Raw genomic sequence first — 17,321 nt, forward strand, 5'->3', positions numbered from 1 at the left:
TGGCGCCCCTGGAGATCTGCCCCGATGCGCCGCCGCAGCCTAATTGCCCTGTCCGCCACCATGCCCTTCGCCGCGGCTGCACAACAGGGTGGCGGCGCCTGGACCGCCGCCACCGAATACCCGGCCGGCGCCATGCCGGCGGAGGGGCTGGTGCGCCTGGCGGAAGCCGCGAAGCCGCTGGCCATCACGCCGGCCTTCGATGCGCCGGGCGGCGTACGCTCCGCCGCCATGCCGCGGGCCGTAGCGGAAGGGCGCTTTGCCATCGGCGATGCCTTCGCCGGCGCGCTGGGGCCGGCGGATCCGGTGTTCCTGCTGTCCTCGCTGCCCTTCCTGGCAACCTCCGCGGCGGAGGCGAAGCGGCTGCTGGGGGCGGCCCGGCCGGCCTATCAGGAAGCGCTGGGCAAGCTCGGCGTCACCCTGCTGCATGTCACCCCCTGGCCGCCCACCGGCATCTGGTCCCGCCGCCCGATCGCCACACCTGCCGATCTGCGCGGCCTGAAGCTGCGGACCTATGACGCCACGGGCACGGAGACGCTGCGCGCCGTGGGGGCGGAGGCGGAGATGCTGAGCTTCCAGGCGGTGGCGACGCGGCTGGCGGATGGCTCGCTCGATGCCGTGCTGTCCTCCGGCGATGGCGGCGCCGGGCGGCGGCTGTGGGAGCATCTGCCGCATTTCACCGAGATCGGCTACGCCATGCCCGTCAGCCTGGCCTTCGGCGACCCGGCGAAGCTGCGTACGCTGACCGAGGATCAGCGCGCCGGGCTGGAACGCGCCGCGACGCGGACGGAAGCCGGCCTGTGGACCCTGCTGGAAACCCGCAACGCCGCCAACCAGCAACGCATGCGGGAAAATGGCGTCACCATCGCCCAGCCGGGCGCCCCACTGCTGGCAGCGCTTAAGGAAGCGGGTGCCGCGGCGGTGAAGGCGTGGGAGGAGAAGGCCGGCGCCACCGGGTCCGAGATCCTGGCCGCCTATCGCACCGGCGGCTGACTACAGGCCCGCCAGCCCGTCCCACACCAGCTTGGTCCCGGTCACGGCCAGCATCGCATAGACGATCCGGTAGAAGACCCGGTCGCTCATCCGCGATTGCAGCCAGATGCCCAGCTTCACGCCGACCGGGGCCAGCGGCAGCAGCAGCAGGCTGGTCAGCAGGTTGGTGGCGGAAAGCTGGCCGAGGAAGGCGTAGGGCACCAGCTTCACGTAGTTCATCACTGCGAAGAACACGACGGTGGTGGCCGCCAGCGTCGCCCGGTCCAGCCGCAGCGGATACAGGTAAACCGCCAGCGGCGGCCCGCCGGCATGGGCGATGGTGCTGGTCAGGCCGGAGACCATGCCCCAGAAGCCGCCGCGCAGCCGCCCCGGCGTGGCGGGCGTGGGCGCCGGCCGGCCGGGCCGGGCCTGCCACAGGCTGCGCGCCAGGAAGACCAGCGCGATGCCGCCCACCATCAGCTTCACCGCCGCATCGCTCATCAGCCCGAACACCGCCGCGCCCACCGCGATGCCGGCCAGTCCGCCCGGCAGGATGATGCGCAGCTGCGCCCAGCTCCACCGCCCCCACCAGGCGCGGATCGAGGAGATGTCCATCGCGCAGAGCACCGGCAGCGCGATGCCCGCGGCCTGCGGTGCTGGCACCACCAGGGCCATCAGCGGAACCGCGACATTGCCGGCCCCGGAGGCGAAGCCGCCCTTGCTGATGCCGGTCAGCAGGAAGGCCGGCACCGCGAGCGCCCAGAACCAGGGGTCTGTGATGATGGACACGCGCGGGACCCCGGGATGACGCAATGGGAGGCGAGGTGTATGGCACGCCACACCCCAGCCCGCACCCCAAGCCCGCACCCAGGAGTTGCCTGCATCATGGAGCATATGACGGACCCGACGTGGCTCGCCGGTCTCGCCGTGGCCATGGCGATCACCGGGCTGATCTCCGGCACCCTGGCCGGGCTGCTCGGCGTTGGCGGCGGCATCGTCATCGTGCCCGTGCTGTTCAACGTGTTTCCGCTGTTCGGGATTCCGGAGGCGGTGCAGATGAAGCTGGCCGTTGGCACCTCGCTCGCCACCATCATCCCGACCAGCATCCAGTCGGCGCGCAAACACTTCGCCAAGGGCACAATGGATGTGCCGCTGCTGAAATCGCTGGCGCCTTCCATCGGCGTTGGTGTGCTGTTCGGCACCATCCTGGCGATCTGGCTGAAGGGGGAGGCGCTGACGCTGGTCTTCGCCATCATCGCCATTCTGGTCGCCTTCAACATGGGCTTCACCGGCGTGGCCTGGAAGCTGCGGGACAGCTTCCCGACCGGCCTGCTGCGGCAGGGGCTGGGCGGCTTCATCGGCACCGTCAGCGCCATGATGGGCATTGGCGGCGGCACGGTGGGCGTGCCGATCCTGTCCATGTTCGGCGCGCCGATCCGCAGCGCGGTGGCCACCGCCAGCGTCTTCGGCATCATCATCTCGATCCCGGCCACCATCGGCTTCATCTATGGCGGCTGGGGCGACCCGATGCTGCCGCCGCTGAGCCTTGGCTACGTCAACCTGATCGGCTTCGCGCTGATCGTGCCAACCTCCATGATCGCGGCGCCCTGGGGCGTGCACCTGGCGCACACCATCCCGCCGCTGCTGCTGAAGCGCGCCTTCGCGGCCTTCCTGTTCCTGACGGCGCTGCGGATGTTCTATTCGCTGGTGATGTAGGGCGGCCTATACCAACCCGGATTGATCGCGACCTGCGCCCGCCACAGGCGGGCGAGCGTCCCAATGGGCGCCGCGCCAAGTGGTGCGTAGCCAAGCGAAGCGCCGGCGCCTAAGGGCGGATCGGTCACGATCTGCGGGATTTGGTATTACGGCCGCCAGGGCAGCGTCCCCGCCGGCAGGCGCCGCGCGGCCAAGGTGGCGGCGGCCATCAGCCCAGCGCTTAGCAATAGCGCCAGGCAGGACACGGCGGCGGCCAGCGGCGACTGGCCGCTTTCCTGCAGGCTGAACACCAGCACCCCCAACGTCTGCGTGCCCGGCCCATAGAGCAGGGAGGAGACGGTCACCTCATTCACCGCCGTCAGCGCCACCAATATGCCGCCGGCAGCCAGGGCCGGCGCCAGAGGCGGCAGGTGGATGGACCACAGGCGGCGCCATGGCCCGGCGCCCATGCCGCGCGCCGCATCCTCCAGCAGCGGGTCCAGCCGAGCGGCGGCGGCGGCGGCGGGACGCAGGGCAAGCGCCTGGAAGCGGGTGAGATAGGCGAACAGGATCAGCCCCAGCGTGCCATACAGCGCCCCGCCACCCGGCAGCGACAGCACCACCAATATGGCGGCCACCCCGGTGCAGGCGCCGGGCAGGGCATAGGGCAGGTCGGTCGCCGTCGCCGCCAGCCGCACCGGGCGGGCGCGCAGCGTCAGCGCGATGGGAAGCGCCGCGGCGGCCAGCAGCAGCGCGGCGCCGGCGGATAGCAGCAGCGAATTGGCGAAGGCGCGGCCGGTCTGCGCATCGGCCGCCACCGCCGCACCGAAGTGGCGCAGCGTGGCGGTGGCCGGTGTCAGTTCCATGCCCATGGCCGGCACCAGTGCCGCGGCTAGCAGCGCCAGCATCGGCACCGCCAGCACGATGAACAGGTACAGCACCACGCCCCCCAGCACCGCCGCCTTGCTCGGTCCGGGCAGCGCAAGCGGCGCGAAGGGCAGCCGCCCGGCGGAGGGGGCGCGCCGGGCGGCCAGCGCCTGGAGCACCAGGGCTGGCGCCGCCATCACGGCCAGCAGCAGCGCCAGCGCCGCAGCCTCCGCCAGCGAAGCGGTGCCGCCGGAGGAAAGCCGCTGCCAGATCAGCACTGGCAGCACGGTAAAGCGCGCCGGAATGCCGATCAGCGCGCCGACGCCGAAATTGCCGAGCGCCGCGACATAGGCGAGCCCGGCGCCAGCCAGCAGTCCCGGTGCCAGCAGCGGCCAGACGGCGCGGCGCAAGGCGGCCTCCGGCGAGGCACCGAGGCCGCGCGCGGCCAGCACCACCTCTCCGGGCACGCGGCGCAGCAGGGCGGCGACGGCCAGCAGCACCAGCGGCGCCGATTGCGCGGCCAGCAGCAGCGCCATGCCGGTGGGGGAGTAGATCGGGTTCGCCGTGCCAATCGGCGGTGCCAGCCCGAGCGCCAGCAACAGGGGGGAGGCCGGGCCACCGGCCTGAATCCAGCCCAGCGCCATCACCTGCGCCGGCACCAGCGCCGGCAGCACGGCGCAGAAGATCAGCACGCGCCGCCCCGGCAGGCCGCGCAGCAGCAAGGCCCAGGCCAACACGCCCCCGATCAGCGTCGCCAGCGCGGCGGCGGCCACGGACAAGGCCAGCGACCGCCAGGCAGCGCGCCAGATGGCCGGGTCGGCCAGCGCGCCGGCCACCACCGTGCCGCCCAACGCCTCCGCCAGCAGGCGCAGCAACGGGACGGCGCCGACCAGCAGCAGCCACACGAGCGACAGGCCCGCAATGCCACGCCCCAGGCCCTGCCCGGGGACGTGATCCTGATCCCGCGTCAAGGTTGGGGCGAGCGCCTCAGCCGCTGGTCAGAGCGGCGAAGCGGCGCAGGATCTCGGCCTGCTCGGCGGCGGCGCGGGTCGCGTCCAGCGGCATGATGCGGATCGACTTCGGGTCGGGGAAACCGGCCGGCGGCGCCACCTCCGGGTCGATCGGCAGGAAGCCCTGGCGGGAGGCAAGCTCCTGGCCCTCCTGCGACAGCAGGAAATTCAGGAAGGCAATGGCGGCCGGCGCATTGCGGGTGGTGGACAGGATCGCGGCCGGTTCGGTGATGGCGGAGACACCATCTTCCGGGAAGACGAAGCGCACCGGGGCGCCCTTGGCGGCTTCGCGGATCGGCAGGTAGTCGATGGCGATGCCGAAGGCGCGCTCGGCGCCGGCCACGGCCTGCATCACCGGGCCATTGCCGCCACGCGCCTGCACGCCCTGCGCCACCAGCTTTTCCACATAGGGCCAGCCGAGCGCCGGGTTCTGCACCAGCGCCGTCACATGGATGGCGGCGGCGCCGGAGACGGCGGGGGACGGCATGGCCACCTGGTTGCGCGCGCGCGGGTCCAGCAGGTCCGTCCAGATCTTCGGCACGAAGGGCGCGCGGGTGTGGTGGACGATGCCGGTGGTGATCAGCTTGGTGGCGAAGTAGCCGCGCGCCGCATCCACCTGGCCAGGCGGGGTGCCGCCGAGTTGCACTTCCGGGCTCGGGCGGAGCCGGCCTTCGGCGCGCAGACCCTCGAAGGTCAGGCTGTCGGCCAGCAGCAGCACGTCGGGGCGAGGCTGGCCGGCGGCGATCTCGGCGCGCAGGCGGGTCATGATCTGGCCGGTGCCGGCGCGGATCCATTCCACGGTGACGCCCGGATGGCGCGCCCGGAAGGCTTCCACCGTCTGTGCCGCATCGGGTTCGAGCTGGGAGGTATAGAGCACCAGCGGGCCGGACACGCTCGCCTGGGCCAAGGCCGGGCTGGGCAGGAAGCGACTGGCGGCAATGCCTGCCGCGGCCAGGCCGAAACTCCGCCGGTGTAGTGCCATCGTTTCCCCGCTGCATGAAACCCAGTGCCGATCTAGAGCGACCGGTGCAGATCGGGCAGGGGGGCTGTGTGAAGTTCCTGTGGCTTTTTTCAGGAAAGCCCGGGCGGGCCGGCAAAAAAGGAGGTCCCACCACCCCCTGCCGCCGGCCCGACCGGGCTCCGGATCACGGTGGGGTCATGAAGTTCGCGGTGGCGCTGGCGCGGCCGATCAGCGACTGCATCTCCGGCGCCTCATGCCCATCCACCGCGGTCAGCGCCTCCATCGGGCAGAAATACTCATGCGGCGCGGGCATCTGGGACTTGGCGAAGCCCAGGTAGTGGCGCGCCTTCAGCCCATACAGAACCCGCACGTCGCGCACCGGCAGCACCAGCGGCTCCGTCGGCGCCTCCCGCAGCAGGCGGATCAGGCGCCAGCGCGGCGTGTGATCCTCCGCCCCCACCCGCTCCATCATCCAGCGCAGCGGGCAGACCACCAGCAGCGACCCGGTCCAGGGGGCGAAGCGCGCCCGCTTGTCCTGGAGGTTGGAGATCGAGCCGCAGGCCTCGATGCACAGGATGTCCGCGTAGCGATCCGCGGGATCGGGGCTGAAATGCAGCCAGAGGCCATCCGGGATCGTGCGGTACGTGTTGGTGCCCGGCAGCTTCAGGAAGGGCTGGGCTGCGAGCGAAAGCTCACCGGGCCGGCCGCGCAGCCAGGTGCCCGGCTGCTTCGGCGTGCGGGTGATTCCGGGCGGGCGCTGCGGCCAGAGGCGCAGGCGATTGCGGACAAGTTCATCGAGTTCCTTGCCGGAGCCCAGGCGTAGTGATTCGCTCATCTGGTTTAAGTCCCCTGTGGATATCAACCCTACGTAGATAGATTCCCTGAACGGCGTTGGAGTTCAAGGCGAAAATGCATGTTTTCTTAAGAAAACACCCGCGACGGTTGCAGAATCGTCCAGGTTGCGCGGAAGGCCAGAGGGGCGGGTGGGTGGGTCGCCATTCGCGCGAAGCTGTCGCGCAATTGCACCGCATGATTTTTCCACAGGCTTTCAATTGCTTGCGTGAAGCCCGCAATTGCACGGCGCTGAATCTCCCGCTCGCGGAACGGTCGCGGGGCCCCGAAGCGCGCGCGCTGATTTTTTCGCAGGGCCCGGCGGCCTCCGGCCGCCGCGGGCATGAAAAAGCCCCGCGCGGCAGGGCCGGCGGGGCTCAGATGGTGTCAGACGCGGGACCGGGTGGCCCCGCCACAGGTCAGCGGGCGGCGACCTTCACATAGTCCCGCTGCGCCGGGCCGGTGTAGATCTGGCGCGGGCGGCCGATGCGCTGCGACGGATCCTCGATCATTTCCTTCCACTGGCTGACCCAGCCCACCGTGCGCGCCACGGCGAAGATCACCGTGAACATGCTGGTCGGGATGCCCATCGCCTTCAGGATGATGCCCGAATAGAAATCGACGTTCGGGTACAGCTTGCGGGAGACGAAGTACTCGTCCTCCAGCGCCACCTTCTCCAGCGCCATGGCGAGGTCGAGCAGCGGCTCGTCCTTGATGCCGAGCTCGGACAGCACCTCGTGGCAGCTCTGCTGCATGATCTTCGCCCGCGGGTCGAAGTTCTTGTACACGCGGTGGCCGAAGCCCATCAGCTTCACGCCGGAGTTCTTGTCCTTCACCTTCTCGATGAAGGAGGGGATGTTGTCGACATGGCCGATCTCGGCCAGCATCTTCAGCACCGCCTCATTCGCGCCGCCATGCGCCGGGCCCCACAGCGCCGCGATGCCGGCGGCGATGCAGGCGAAGGGGTTGGCGCCGGTGGAGCCGGCCAGCCGCACGGTGGAGGTGCTGGCATTCTGCTCATGGTCCGCATGCAGGACCAGGATGCGGTCCATCGCCTTGGCGAGGGTCGGCGAGACCTTGTATTCCTCGGCCGGCACGGAATTCAGCATGTGCAGGAAGTTGGCCGCGTAGGACAGGTCGTTGCGCGGATACACGAAGGGCTGGCCCTGGCTGTACTTGTAGGCCATGGCGGCAATGGTCGGCACCTTCGCAATCAGGCGGAAGGCGGCGATCTCGCGCTGATGCGCGTCGTTGATATCCAGGTTGTCGTGATAGAAGGCGGCCAGCGCGCCGACCACCCCGCACATGATCGCCATCGGGTGCGCGTCGCGGCGGAACCCGTTGAAGAAGTTGCGGATCTGCTCATGCACCATGGTGTGGTAGGTCACACCCTTGCGGAACTTCGCGAGCTCCGCCTCGGTCGGCAGGCTGCCGTTCATTAGCAGGTAGCAGACCTCGATGAAGTCCGAATTTTCCGCCAGCTGGTCGATCGGGTAGCCGCGGTACAGCAGCACGCCCTCATCGCCATCGATGAAGGTGATCTGGCTCTCGCAGCTCGCGGTCTCGCCATAGCCCGGGTCGAAGGTGAATACGCCGAGGTCGGCGTAGAGCTTGCGGATGTCCACGACATCCGGGCCGAGTGATCCCTTGAGGATGGGCAGGCTGGTACTGCGGTTGGAGCCGTCGAGAGTGAATGTGACGGACCCGTTGGCCGTGACGGTCATGGCTTGCTTCCTCGCAGGCAGGGGGCGGTGGCGGTTGCCTTACTCGCGCCACCGTTATGGTGCGGCGCAAGATAGGAGCCTGCCCACCCCCTTGGCAACTTGGGCTCGGATAAAGACGGCTTCCGGCGGGTCAGTTCCGGCGGCGCCAGGCGTCCGGCCGGGTGAAGCTGCCGGCCCAGAGGCCGCGGCCGGCCAGCCGCGCCTCGGTCTCCACCAGCCGCATGGCCACATCGTCATCCGCATAGGCCAGGGCCCAGCCCGCGGTGACCAGGCCGGTGTTCAGCTCCGCCCCGCCGGCGGTGCAGCGGCCAAGCCCCCGTCCGAAGCGATCCCGCCCATGCACCCGGCACAGCACGGAACGGCCATTGACCAGGCGTGACAGCGCCTCCGCCGCCGCTGCGCCGCAATCGAACCAGCGGCCGGCGGCATCGGTGCAGGACTGCCCGCGTTCCGGCGCATCGATGCTGGACAGCCGCAGCGTGCGATCGCCGAGGCGCAACGTGTCGCCATCCACCACCCGGACCTCGGCCGCCAACGCCGACCAATCCTGTTCCCGGGGAGCGGACCCCATCAGGTCCGGCGGCAGGCCGATGCCGGACAGGCCGGCGACGATCAGGACTCCGGCCAGAGCCATCAGCGGGGCGCGCAGACGGCGGGGGGCGGGGGCGGGGCGGAAGATGCGGCGGCGTCGAAACACGGGAATGGATGCAGTGCTCGAATGGGGTTGGCTACGGGTAACCCATGCACCACACGGCGCGCAACCCATTCATTTATCTTAAATATTAGGTCAGGAATCGGGCTTTCAGCCCTGATTCCAAAAGGGTTCGGTCGTGAGAAGGTTGCCCCAGGCCTTGGCAGCCCGGGACCTTGCGCGGCGCGACCGGACCAGGACCCACCCCTCCGCCACCCCGGCCGCCCAGGCCCCGGGGCCATGGGATTCTGTCTCAACCAGTGCGCGAGCCACGCTGGCGTCATTCGCCAAACCGAATTGTTCCTGCATCTCGGCCAGCCGTTCCAGGAAGCGGCGGCCGCGCTTGCGGCCGAACAGGGGGGCGAACAGCTCCGCCAGGTAGCGCAGCCGCTTGCCGTGCAGGCGCAGCGCGTGGAATTCGGGATCGGGCAGATGGGCGATGTCCTCCCCCACCTCCGTCATCCGGCGCCAGGCCTTGGAGAGCATGTCGCTGGCCAGGTCCTCCAGCGGCGCATCGCGGCGATCGGCGGCCTTGGGGTCCTCCGTCGCCCGCCAGGGGCTTTCGAGGTCCAGCGCCACGCCGTCCCACACCATCTGCCGGAAGGCGGGGCTGGCCAGCAGGCCGCGCAGCGCCTCGTAGCCTGCCGCACGGTGGCGCTCCCCGGCTTCCAGCAGGGATGCGATCCGGCGCTCGCCCGGAAGCGCCTCGGCCAGCTCGGCGCCGAGCCCGGCCAGGAACACATCCCAGTCCCGCGCCGGGCCGAGCGTGCTGGCGAGGCCCTTCAGCCCCTGGTCGAAGCGGCGCAGCGCCGGGGCGTCTGCCGCGGGGCGAAAGGCGCGCAGCGCGGAACGCAGCCGGCGCAGCGCCACGCGCATCTGGTGCACGCCGCTGGGGTCTTCCCGCGCCACGGCCACCGGCATGTGCCACAGCAGCACCTCCAGCAGATGCCCGATGACGCCGCGCAGCGCCGCCTCCACGTCGAGATCGGCCGCCAGGCGCGGGGCGCCCAGGCGGCGCGGGCGCAGCTTGTCCTGCTCGGCGAAGGCGCGGGCTTCCTCGGCCAGGCTGGCACGCGGCGGCAGCAGGGGCAGAACGCCGGCCAGGTCCCGCATCGTCGCCAGCACCGCCTCCGGTGGGCCGGTCAGCGTGAGGCGGGCGATCGGGCGCTCCGTCACCTGCGCGCGCAGCGTGCCGTGCGATGCGTGCGCGCGCAGCGTGCCATGCAGCAGGATGGCCTCCACCGCTCCGGCCAGGGGCACGCTGACGCGGCGGCCGGCAAAGGCCGCGCGTGGCAGCAGGGGGGCCTCGCCCGCCTCCGCCGGCACGGCATCCGGCGCCAAGGTCTCCAGCACCGTGGCCGGGGTGCCGGGGCGCCAGGGCGCATCCGCCGCGGGCAGCGCGAGCACCAGGCGGCGCGGCGCGCGCGGGCCGGGCGCGGCTTCCAGCGCCAAGCCCTGCTCGGACAGCGCGCCCTTGGCGGTATCGAGCCAGCCCAGCGCCACCGCGACGGATCGGGTGCGCCCGGCGCGGCGGGCGGACAATGCCGGATGGCGGAAGAAGCCGGCGGCCTCCGCGGGGTCGAGCGCCGCTTCGAGGCTCAGGACGGGAGTGGTTGCGGACATCGTCTCAGGCCGGCAATTCGGGCGTTTCGCCGTCGGCAGGCAGGTCGGCGGGGGAGAGCACGCGCAGCAGCCGCCCGCCACCGCCCTCCAGCCGCCGCCAGGGCAAAGCGAGGGCGAATTCGGTCAGTGTCGCGGTCGGGTAGCCTTCCGCCAGGCGGCGGGTCATCGGCGTCGCGGTGGCCATGGCGGCGGGGCCGGCCAGCGCCATCGCCAGCTCATGCAACCCAGGATTGTGGCCGATCAGCAGCACGCTGCGCGCCGTCTCCCGCACCCCGCGCAGCACGTCCAGCAGGCTGGGCCAGGCGGCGAGATACAAATCGTCCATCGGCTCGACCAGCGGCGAGCCTTCGAGCGGCGCCAGGGCCTCCAGCGTCTGCAGGGTGCGGCGGGCGGAGGAGACCAGCACGATATCCGGCACCAGCCCGAGCTCGCGCATCGCCGCCCCCATGCCGACGGCCGCGCGCCTGCCGCGCGCATTGAGCGGGCGGGCGTGGTCCGAGAGGCGCGGATCGTCCCAGCTGGACTTCGCGTGCCGCAGCAACAGCAATTGGCGCATAGTGGCGCATCATGCCACGCCGGGCCGCGATTGGCGACGGGTCGCCATTCGCGCGCCGGGGCGCTTTCCGTTGCGGGCTTCGGGGCCATCTGTGCCGGTCTGGACGGGGATTTGGATGCGATGACGGGTCAGGTGCTGGTCTTCGGGGCAACCGGTGGGGTGGGGGCGGCGCTGGCGCGGCGCCTGGCGGCGCGTGGGGCGCGGCCCTTCCTGGTGGCGCGGCGGGAGGCACCGCTGGCCGAACTGGCGGCGGAACTCGGCTGCGGTCACTTCGCCGCGGATCTGCTGGACCCGGCCGGGCGCCGCGCGGCGGTGGAGGCCGCGGGCACGCCGCTGGCGGGGCTGGCCGTCTGCGTCGGCTCCATCCTGCTGAAGCCGCTGGCCCGGGTGACGGAGGCGGAACTGCTGGAAACCTTCCGGCTGAATACCGCAGGCCCGGCGCTGGCGGTGCAGGCGGCGGCGGCGGCGCTGGCGGCGGGGAAGGGCTCGGTTGTGCTGTTCTCCTCCGTCGCGGCGCGCACCGGCTTTGCCAATCATGTGGCGATCGGTGCTGCCAAGGCGGGGGTGGAGGGGGTCACTGTTGCACTCGCTGCCGAACTTGCGCCGCATATCCGCGTCAACTGCATTGCGCCGAGCCTGACCCGCACGGCGCTGGCCGAACCCCTGACGCGGAGCACCCAGATGGCCGATGCGATTGCCAAGCAGCACCCGATCCCCCGGCTGGGGGAGGCCGATGATGTGGCCGCGCTGGCCGATTTCCTGCTGTCCGACGCCGCCGGCTGGATGACCGGCCAGGTGATCGGCGTCGATGGCGGACGCGGCGCCATTGCGGGGCGCGGATGATGCGGCGGCGGGCGCTGCTCGCCGGGGTTCCGGCCATGTTGCTGGCAGATGAAGCTTTCGCGGCGCCCGCCGGGCTCGATTTCCGGGTGCTGCGCGCCGGCAGCCCGGTTGGCACCCATACCGTGCGGTTCCGCGACAATGCCGGGCTGCTGGAGGCGCAGAGCGATGTGCGGATCGAGGTGAAGCTGATGGGCTTCACCGTCTTCCGCTACCGCCACGAAACCTCGGAGACCTGGCGCGGCGACCGGCTGGTGGCGATGTCCTCCCGCCTCGAGAAGAACGGCACCACCACCGCCTGCGAGGCCCGCGCCAGCGGCACCGCCCTGCTGCTGCGCGGGCCGGAGGGAGAGCAGCGCCTGCCCGCCCAGGCGGCGCCGCTGACCTGGTGGCGGATGGCGACCTTGCGCGCCGGCGTGCCGCTGTTCGACCCGCGCAAGGCCCTGGCGGTGGACCCCGAACTGCGGATCAGCCCGGCCGCCGGCGGCACCCGCGTGGTGCTGGTGGGCGGGGAGGGGGCGGAGGTGCTGTACGATGCCGCCGGAACCTGGATCGACTTCGCCACCACCGGTGAGGATGGCAGCGCCGTGCGCTACGAACGAGCGTGACCACCCTTCGCGTGGTCCTCGGCGACCAATGCTCCGCCGGCCTGTCCGCGCTGGAGGGGCTGGATGCGGCGCGAGACGTGGTGGTGATGGGGGAGGTGCGGGCGGAATGCACCTATGTGCGCCACCACAAGCAGAAGATCGTGCTCGTGCTGTCCGCCATGCGGCACTTTGCCGAGGCGCTGCGGGCGCGCGGCATCACCGTGGCTTATTCCCGACTCGATGATCCGGAGAACACGCAGACGCTGGCCGGGGAAGTGGCGCGGGCGGCGAAGGCGCATGGCGCGACGCGCATCATCTGCACCCATCCCGGCGAGTTCCGCGTGTTGCGCGACATGCAAGCCTGGCAGGACGCCACCGGCCTGCCGGTGGAGGTGCGGGAGGATACCCGCTTCCTGTGCAGCCTGGACCGTTTCCGCGCCTGGGCCGGCGAAAAGAAGCAGCTCCGCATGGAGTATTTCTACCGCGAGATGCGCCGCGCCACCGGCCTGCTGATGACCGCCCCGGATGAGCCGGCCGGCGGCCAGTGGAACTACGATGCCGAGAACCGCGCCGCCCTGCCCGCCGACCTCACCCCGCCACGCCCGCGCCGCTTCACGCCCGATGCGGTGACGCAGCAGGTGATCGCGCTGGTGGAGCGCGAATTCCCCGACCATTTCGGCACCACAGGCCAGTTCCACTGGCCGGTCACCGCCGAACAGGCAGAACAGGCGCTGGCGGATTTCGTCGCCCACCGCCTGCCGCGCTACGGCGACTACCAGGACGCCATGGCGAAGGGCGAGGCGACGCTGTTTCACGCGCTGGTTGGTGCCGCGCTGAATTGCGGGCTGCTGGACCCGATGGTGGCCTGCCGCGCGGCGGAGGCGGCCTATCGCAGTGGCCATGCGCCGCTGAACGCGGTTGAGGGGTTCATCCGCCAGATCCTCGGCTGGCGCGAATATGTCCGCGGCATCTACTGGCTGAAGATGCCCGCCTACCGCGAGACCAATGCGCTGGAGGCGCATCGGAAGCTGCCCTGGCTCTACTGGTCCGGCGAGACCGACATGGCCTGCATGGCGGCCGCCATCGGGCAGACTCGCGACTTGGCCTATGCCCACCACATCCAGCGGCTGATGGTGACCGGCAATTTCGCCCTGCTGGCGGGGATCGAGCCGGCCGAGGTGAATGACTGGTACATGGTGGTCTATGCCGACGCCTATGAATGGGTGGAACTGCCCAATGTGCACGGCATGGCGCTGCATGCGGATGGCGGGGTGATGGCGTCGAAGCCCTATGCTGCGTCGGGCGCCTACATCAACCGCATGTCGGATTACTGCCGCGGCTGCGCCTATGACGTGAAGCGGCCGACGGGGGAGGGCGCCTGCCCGTTCAACTACCTCTACTGGGACTTCATGGCCCGGCACGCGACGCGCTTCGCAAAGAACATGCGGATGGCTATGCCGCTGCGGACACTGGCCAAGATGGACCCGAACAAGGTCGCCACCATGCGGGCGCAGGCGACGAAATTCCTCGATGCGCTGGAGGCCGGCGCGGAGCCTGCGCCTATGGCACGCAGGACATCAGCGTCACGGGCTGGCCGCGATACTGCTCTGCCCCTTCTGGAGACCACCCAAGCGACGCGTAGAACGCCGCCTGCCCGCCGGTGAACAGCCAGAGGCGAGGATAGGCCAGCGCGGCCGCGCGCCGCCGCACCTCCGCCACCAACGCCGTCGCCACGCCCTGCCGCCGGTAGGCGGGGGCGACCAGGACGGAGGCGAGCCAGGGCGAAAGGTCCGGCCGGCTGGGCAGATCCTCGGTATCGAGCGTCGCGGTGCCCAGCGCCACGCCGTCCCGTTCCGCGACCAGCGCGCAGGGCAGGCCGGGGCCGGTGGCGCGGCGCAGGAAGGCCTCCGCCTCCGCCAGCGCATGGCCGCCCGCCGCCCACCATTCGGCATGCAGCCAGGTGGCGACCAGGGGCAGATGCGGGGAATAGGCGACCGGGCGGATCAGCATGGCGGGCAGGGTGCGCCACGCCGCCGCCGCCGTCACGCCACGCTGCGTGACAGGGCGGCCAGTTCCTCGCTGATCAGCCGCCGCGCCGCCTCGGCCGGCACGGGGCGGCCGAACAGCCAGCCCTGGGCCTGCTCGCAGCCCTCCGCCGTCAGGATGCGCGCCTGTTCCTCCGTCTCCACCCCCTCCGCCACCACTGTCATATCCAGGATGCGGCCGAGGCCCACGATTGTGGCGACGATGGCGGACAGCTTCGGGTCGCAGGCCAGGTCCTTCATGAAGGCGCGGTCGATCTTCAGCTTGCCGAAGGGGAAGCGCCACAGATGCGCCAGGCTGGACCAGCCGGTGCCGAAATCATCCATGGCGATGGAAACGCCCAGGCCCCGCAGGTCGCGCAGCAGGGCCACGACATCCTCCGGGTCTTCCTGCAACAGGCTTTCGGTGATCTCGAGCTCCAGCCGATGCGGCGGCAGACCGGTGCGGGCCAGGGCATCGGCCACCGTCTGGACCAGATCGCCGTAGCGGAACTGGGCGGGGGAGAGGTTGACCGCCACGCGGTAATCCCCCGGCCAGCGTGCGGCCTCGGCGCAGGCGGCGCGGATCACCCAGGCGCCCAGCGGCACGATCATGCCGTTCTGCTCGGCCAGCGGGATGAATTCGATCGGCGGGATCATGCCTCGCGCCGGATGCGGCCAGCGCAGCAGCGCCTCGAACCCCACAAGCCGCTGGTCGCGCAGCCGGCGCTGCGGCTGGTAGTGCAGCACCAGGGCTTCCGCCTCGATCGCCTGCTGCAGATCGGCCTCCAGCTCCCGCCTTGCGCGCAGCGCCTCATCCATCGCCGGCTCGAAGCCGCGGATCGCCGGCTTCGGGGCGCCGCGCGCCGCGGACAGCGCCGCCTCGGCGCGCGCCAGCAGCAGCTCCGCCTCCTCCCCATCCTGCGGTGCGACGGCCAGGCCGAGCTCCACACACAGGGACAGGCCACCGCCATTGGGCAGGGGCAGCGGCTCCGCCAGGGCATTGGCCAGGCGCTCCGCCAGGGTGATTGCGCCCTCCTCCCCGGCCAGGGCGGTCTGCACCACGGCGAAACGGTCGGCTGAGAGGCGGGCCACGGTATCGCCGCGGCGGACCAGGGATTGCAGGCGCCGGGCCAGCGCCTCCAGCACTGCATCGCCGGTGGTGCGGCCATGCAGCGCGTTCACGTCACGGAAGCCGCGCAAATTCAGCACCAACACGCCCACCTGGCCCTGCCCAGCCCGCACCCCCTGCAGGGCCAGGTCCAGTTGCTCGCGCAACTCCGCATGGGTGGGAAGGCCGGTCAGGCTGTCATGGCGCAGCAGGGTGCGGGCGCGGGTGGCGGCCGCTTCCTCCCGCCGGCCGCGCAGCCCGAGCCACAGCATGAGCGCCAGCATCGTGCCGGCGAACAGGGTGATGCTGGCCTGGGCCATGCGGAAGATATTGACGATGTGCTGGCGCCGCCCGCTATCGCGCATCGTGACCTGGAGGGTCCCGGCCGTGCCGCGTCCATCCACGAACGGCGCCTCCAGCAGCGCCGGGCGCCGGGCGCGGCGTTCCTGCGCGTCGGCGGGCGCTTCCGCCAGCAGCGCGCCGCCCGCGGCAACCAGCCGGAAGCCTGCGAATTCCTCCGCCAGGGGAAAAGCGCGGAGCCGCGCAAGTTCGGCGGCGCTGGCCGCCTCGCCCCGCAGAAGCCGCGGCAGGCGCGGTTCCTCCCGCACCATGTCCGTGACCATCTGCTGGGCGAAGGAGATGCTGGCGGCCCGCAGCGTGTTTTCCAGCAGGAACTGGTTTACGGCCATCGCGGCCAGCGTCAGCACCACGGCGACCGCACTCAGGCGCAGAAGCAGGCGCTGCACCGTATCGGTCGAGGTCGAAGCCGGGGACGCAGTGCTGGCCATGCGGTCATTCTGGACCGCATTGATGAACCGGGCGTTGAAGGCGCAGCGGGTTCGGATTCTTCCCTGGATTTGCCCCGGAACGCCGCGCGCCGGTATAGCAACGCTCCCAACGCTCCAGCCGCGCGACAGAATCACGGAGAGACAGGCCATGGCCGGCCATTCGCATGCGAAGAACATCATGCACCGCAAGGCGGCGCAGGGGGCCAAGAAGGCGGCGGCCTTCGGCAAGCTGATCCGGGAGATTTCCGTCAGCGCCAAGCAGGGCCTGCCCGACCCGGCGATGAACCCCCGCCTGCGCGCCGCGGTGAAGGCGGCGCTGGTCGCGAACATGACGCGCGACACCATCGACCGCGCCATCAAGCGCGCCGCGACGGCCGGGGTGGGGGAGGATTACCAGGAGATGCGCTACGAGGGTTACGGCCCCTACGGCATCGCCGTGATCGTCGAGGCGCTGACCGACAACCGCAACCGCACCGGCGGCGATCTGCGATCCATCTTCGCCAAGGGCGGCGGCGCGCTGGGGGAGACCAATTCGGTGGCCTTCCAGTTCGAGCGCAAGGGCGTGCTACGCTACCCGGCCGCGGCGGCGGATGCCGACACCATGCTGGAGGCCGCCATCGAGGCCGGCGCCGGTGATGTGGAAAGCACCGAGGACGGGCATGAGGTGTCCTGCGCGGTGGAGGATTTCGCCGCCGTGCGCGACGCGCTGGAAGCCAAATTCGGCACCGCCGAGGCCGCGAAGCTGGAATGGTGGCCCTCCACCACCGTCGACCTGGACGAGGAGCGGGCGCGGGAGGTGCTGAAGCTGCTCGATATCCTGGACGAGCATGACGACGTGCAGAACGTCTATGCGAATTTCGAAGTGGATGCGGCGGCGCTGGAACGCCTGAGCGCCTGAGTGAACGTTTGAAAACACCGGCGGGTCATCAGCCGCCGGCCTTCTCAAACGGTCACTGACGCCCCGAGCCGTCAAGATTACAAACGCGTTACCGAATGAACCCGGACCCGCAACGGGCGATCTGTTCCCAACCGCGACGATGACATCGC

At 70.9% G+C, this 17,321-nt stretch carries 16 protein-coding genes; 6 read left to right on the forward strand and 10 right to left on the reverse strand.

Annotated elements, in window-relative coordinates; genetic code table 11:
• Window positions 1-24: 24 nt before the first annotated feature.
• Complete coding sequence (locus ACFHNC_RS04695) at window positions 25-990, forward strand: TRAP transporter substrate-binding protein (RefSeq protein WP_437168059.1); 966 nt, start codon at window positions 25-27, stop codon at window positions 988-990.
• Here the strand turns inward: ACFHNC_RS04695 and ACFHNC_RS04700 are convergent, their stop codons facing one another.
• Entirely contained in the window at window positions 991-1,758 is a 768-nt protein-coding gene (locus ACFHNC_RS04700) for a sulfite exporter TauE/SafE family protein (RefSeq protein ID WP_437168060.1), read from the reverse strand. It lies immediately after the preceding gene.
• 96 nt (window positions 1,759-1,854) lie between these two features.
• On the opposite strand from ACFHNC_RS04700, the gene ACFHNC_RS04705 reads away from it, so the two are divergent.
• A complete protein-coding gene (locus tag ACFHNC_RS04705; protein ID WP_437168061.1) occupies window positions 1,855-2,685 on the forward strand; it encodes a sulfite exporter TauE/SafE family protein in 831 nt (276 codons plus the stop codon).
• A gap of 146 nt (window positions 2,686-2,831) precedes the next feature.
• Here ACFHNC_RS04705 and ACFHNC_RS04710 read toward each other — a convergent pair whose 3' ends face one another.
• From ACFHNC_RS04710 to ACFHNC_RS04740, 7 genes are all read right to left on the reverse strand, one after another.
• On the reverse strand, window positions 2,832-4,502 hold the full coding sequence (locus ACFHNC_RS04710; RefSeq protein ID WP_437168062.1) for an ABC transporter permease: 1,671 nt from the start codon (window positions 4,500-4,502) through the stop codon (window positions 2,832-2,834).
• 16 nt (window positions 4,503-4,518) lie between these two features.
• Window positions 4,519-5,523 (reverse strand): ABC transporter substrate-binding protein, encoded by a 1,005-nt coding sequence (locus tag ACFHNC_RS04715; RefSeq protein ID WP_437168063.1) that lies wholly within the window; start codon window positions 5,521-5,523, stop codon window positions 4,519-4,521.
• A 163-nt stretch (window positions 5,524-5,686) separates the two neighbouring features.
• Complete coding sequence (locus ACFHNC_RS04720) at window positions 5,687-6,337, reverse strand: hypothetical protein (RefSeq protein ID WP_437168064.1); 651 nt, start codon at window positions 6,335-6,337, stop codon at window positions 5,687-5,689.
• 415 nt (window positions 6,338-6,752) lie between these two features.
• Window positions 6,753-8,057, reverse strand: a complete 1,305-nt coding sequence (gltA, locus tag ACFHNC_RS04725; RefSeq protein ID WP_437168065.1) for a citrate synthase — start codon at window positions 8,055-8,057, stop codon at window positions 6,753-6,755.
• A 130-nt stretch (window positions 8,058-8,187) separates the two neighbouring features.
• Window positions 8,188-8,754 carry a thermonuclease family protein gene (locus tag ACFHNC_RS04730; protein WP_437168066.1) on the reverse strand — a complete coding sequence of 189 codons (567 nt, stop codon included), beginning with the start codon at window positions 8,752-8,754 and terminating at the stop codon, window positions 8,188-8,190.
• Window positions 8,755-8,859: 105 nt separating this feature from the next.
• Window positions 8,860-10,371 carry a CHAD domain-containing protein gene (locus tag ACFHNC_RS04735; RefSeq protein WP_437168067.1) on the reverse strand — a complete coding sequence of 504 codons (1,512 nt, stop codon included), beginning with the start codon at window positions 10,369-10,371 and terminating at the stop codon, window positions 8,860-8,862.
• 4 nt (window positions 10,372-10,375) lie between these two features.
• Window positions 10,376-10,927, reverse strand: coding sequence for a SixA phosphatase family protein (locus tag ACFHNC_RS04740; protein ID WP_437168068.1), 552 nt, complete (start codon window positions 10,925-10,927; stop codon window positions 10,376-10,378).
• A gap of 120 nt (window positions 10,928-11,047) precedes the next feature.
• On the opposite strand from ACFHNC_RS04740, the gene ACFHNC_RS04745 reads away from it, so the two are divergent.
• From ACFHNC_RS04745 to ACFHNC_RS04755, 3 genes are read left to right on the forward strand one after another with little or no spacing between them, the layout of a single operon-like run.
• Window positions 11,048-11,770: an SDR family NAD(P)-dependent oxidoreductase gene (locus ACFHNC_RS04745; protein WP_437168069.1), complete on the forward strand. Its 723-nt coding sequence runs from the start codon at window positions 11,048-11,050 to the stop codon at window positions 11,768-11,770.
• A 35-nt stretch (window positions 11,771-11,805) separates the two neighbouring features.
• Entirely contained in the window at window positions 11,806-12,375 is a 570-nt protein-coding gene (locus tag ACFHNC_RS04750; protein ID WP_437168070.1) for a DUF6134 family protein, read from the forward strand.
• Window positions 12,372-14,018, forward strand: a complete 1,647-nt coding sequence (locus ACFHNC_RS04755) for a cryptochrome/photolyase family protein (protein ID WP_437168071.1) — start codon at window positions 12,372-12,374, stop codon at window positions 14,016-14,018. The genes ACFHNC_RS04750 and ACFHNC_RS04755 overlap by 4 nt, the downstream gene beginning before the upstream one ends.
• Here the strand turns inward: ACFHNC_RS04755 and ACFHNC_RS04760 are convergent.
• Entirely contained in the window at window positions 13,915-14,400 is a 486-nt protein-coding gene (locus ACFHNC_RS04760; RefSeq protein ID WP_437168072.1) for a GNAT family N-acetyltransferase, read from the reverse strand. The two genes, ACFHNC_RS04755 and ACFHNC_RS04760, sit on opposite strands and share 104 nt — an antisense overlap.
• On the reverse strand, window positions 14,397-16,274 hold the full coding sequence (locus ACFHNC_RS04765) for a putative bifunctional diguanylate cyclase/phosphodiesterase (RefSeq protein WP_437168073.1): 1,878 nt from the start codon (window positions 16,272-16,274) through the stop codon (window positions 14,397-14,399). Before ACFHNC_RS04765 ends, ACFHNC_RS04760 begins: the two co-directional genes overlap by 4 nt.
• Window positions 16,275-16,422: 148 nt before the next feature.
• Here ACFHNC_RS04765 and ACFHNC_RS04770 point away from each other — a divergent pair, with 148 nt between their 5' ends.
• Window positions 16,423-17,172: a YebC/PmpR family DNA-binding transcriptional regulator gene (locus ACFHNC_RS04770; protein WP_437168074.1), complete on the forward strand. Its 750-nt coding sequence runs from the start codon at window positions 16,423-16,425 to the stop codon at window positions 17,170-17,172.
• Window positions 17,173-17,321 lie beyond the last annotated feature (149 nt).

Origin of the sequence: Falsiroseomonas sp. E2-1-a4, from assembly GCF_051433165.1 — a bacterium.
GTDB lineage: Bacteria > Pseudomonadota > Alphaproteobacteria > Acetobacterales > Acetobacteraceae > Falsiroseomonas.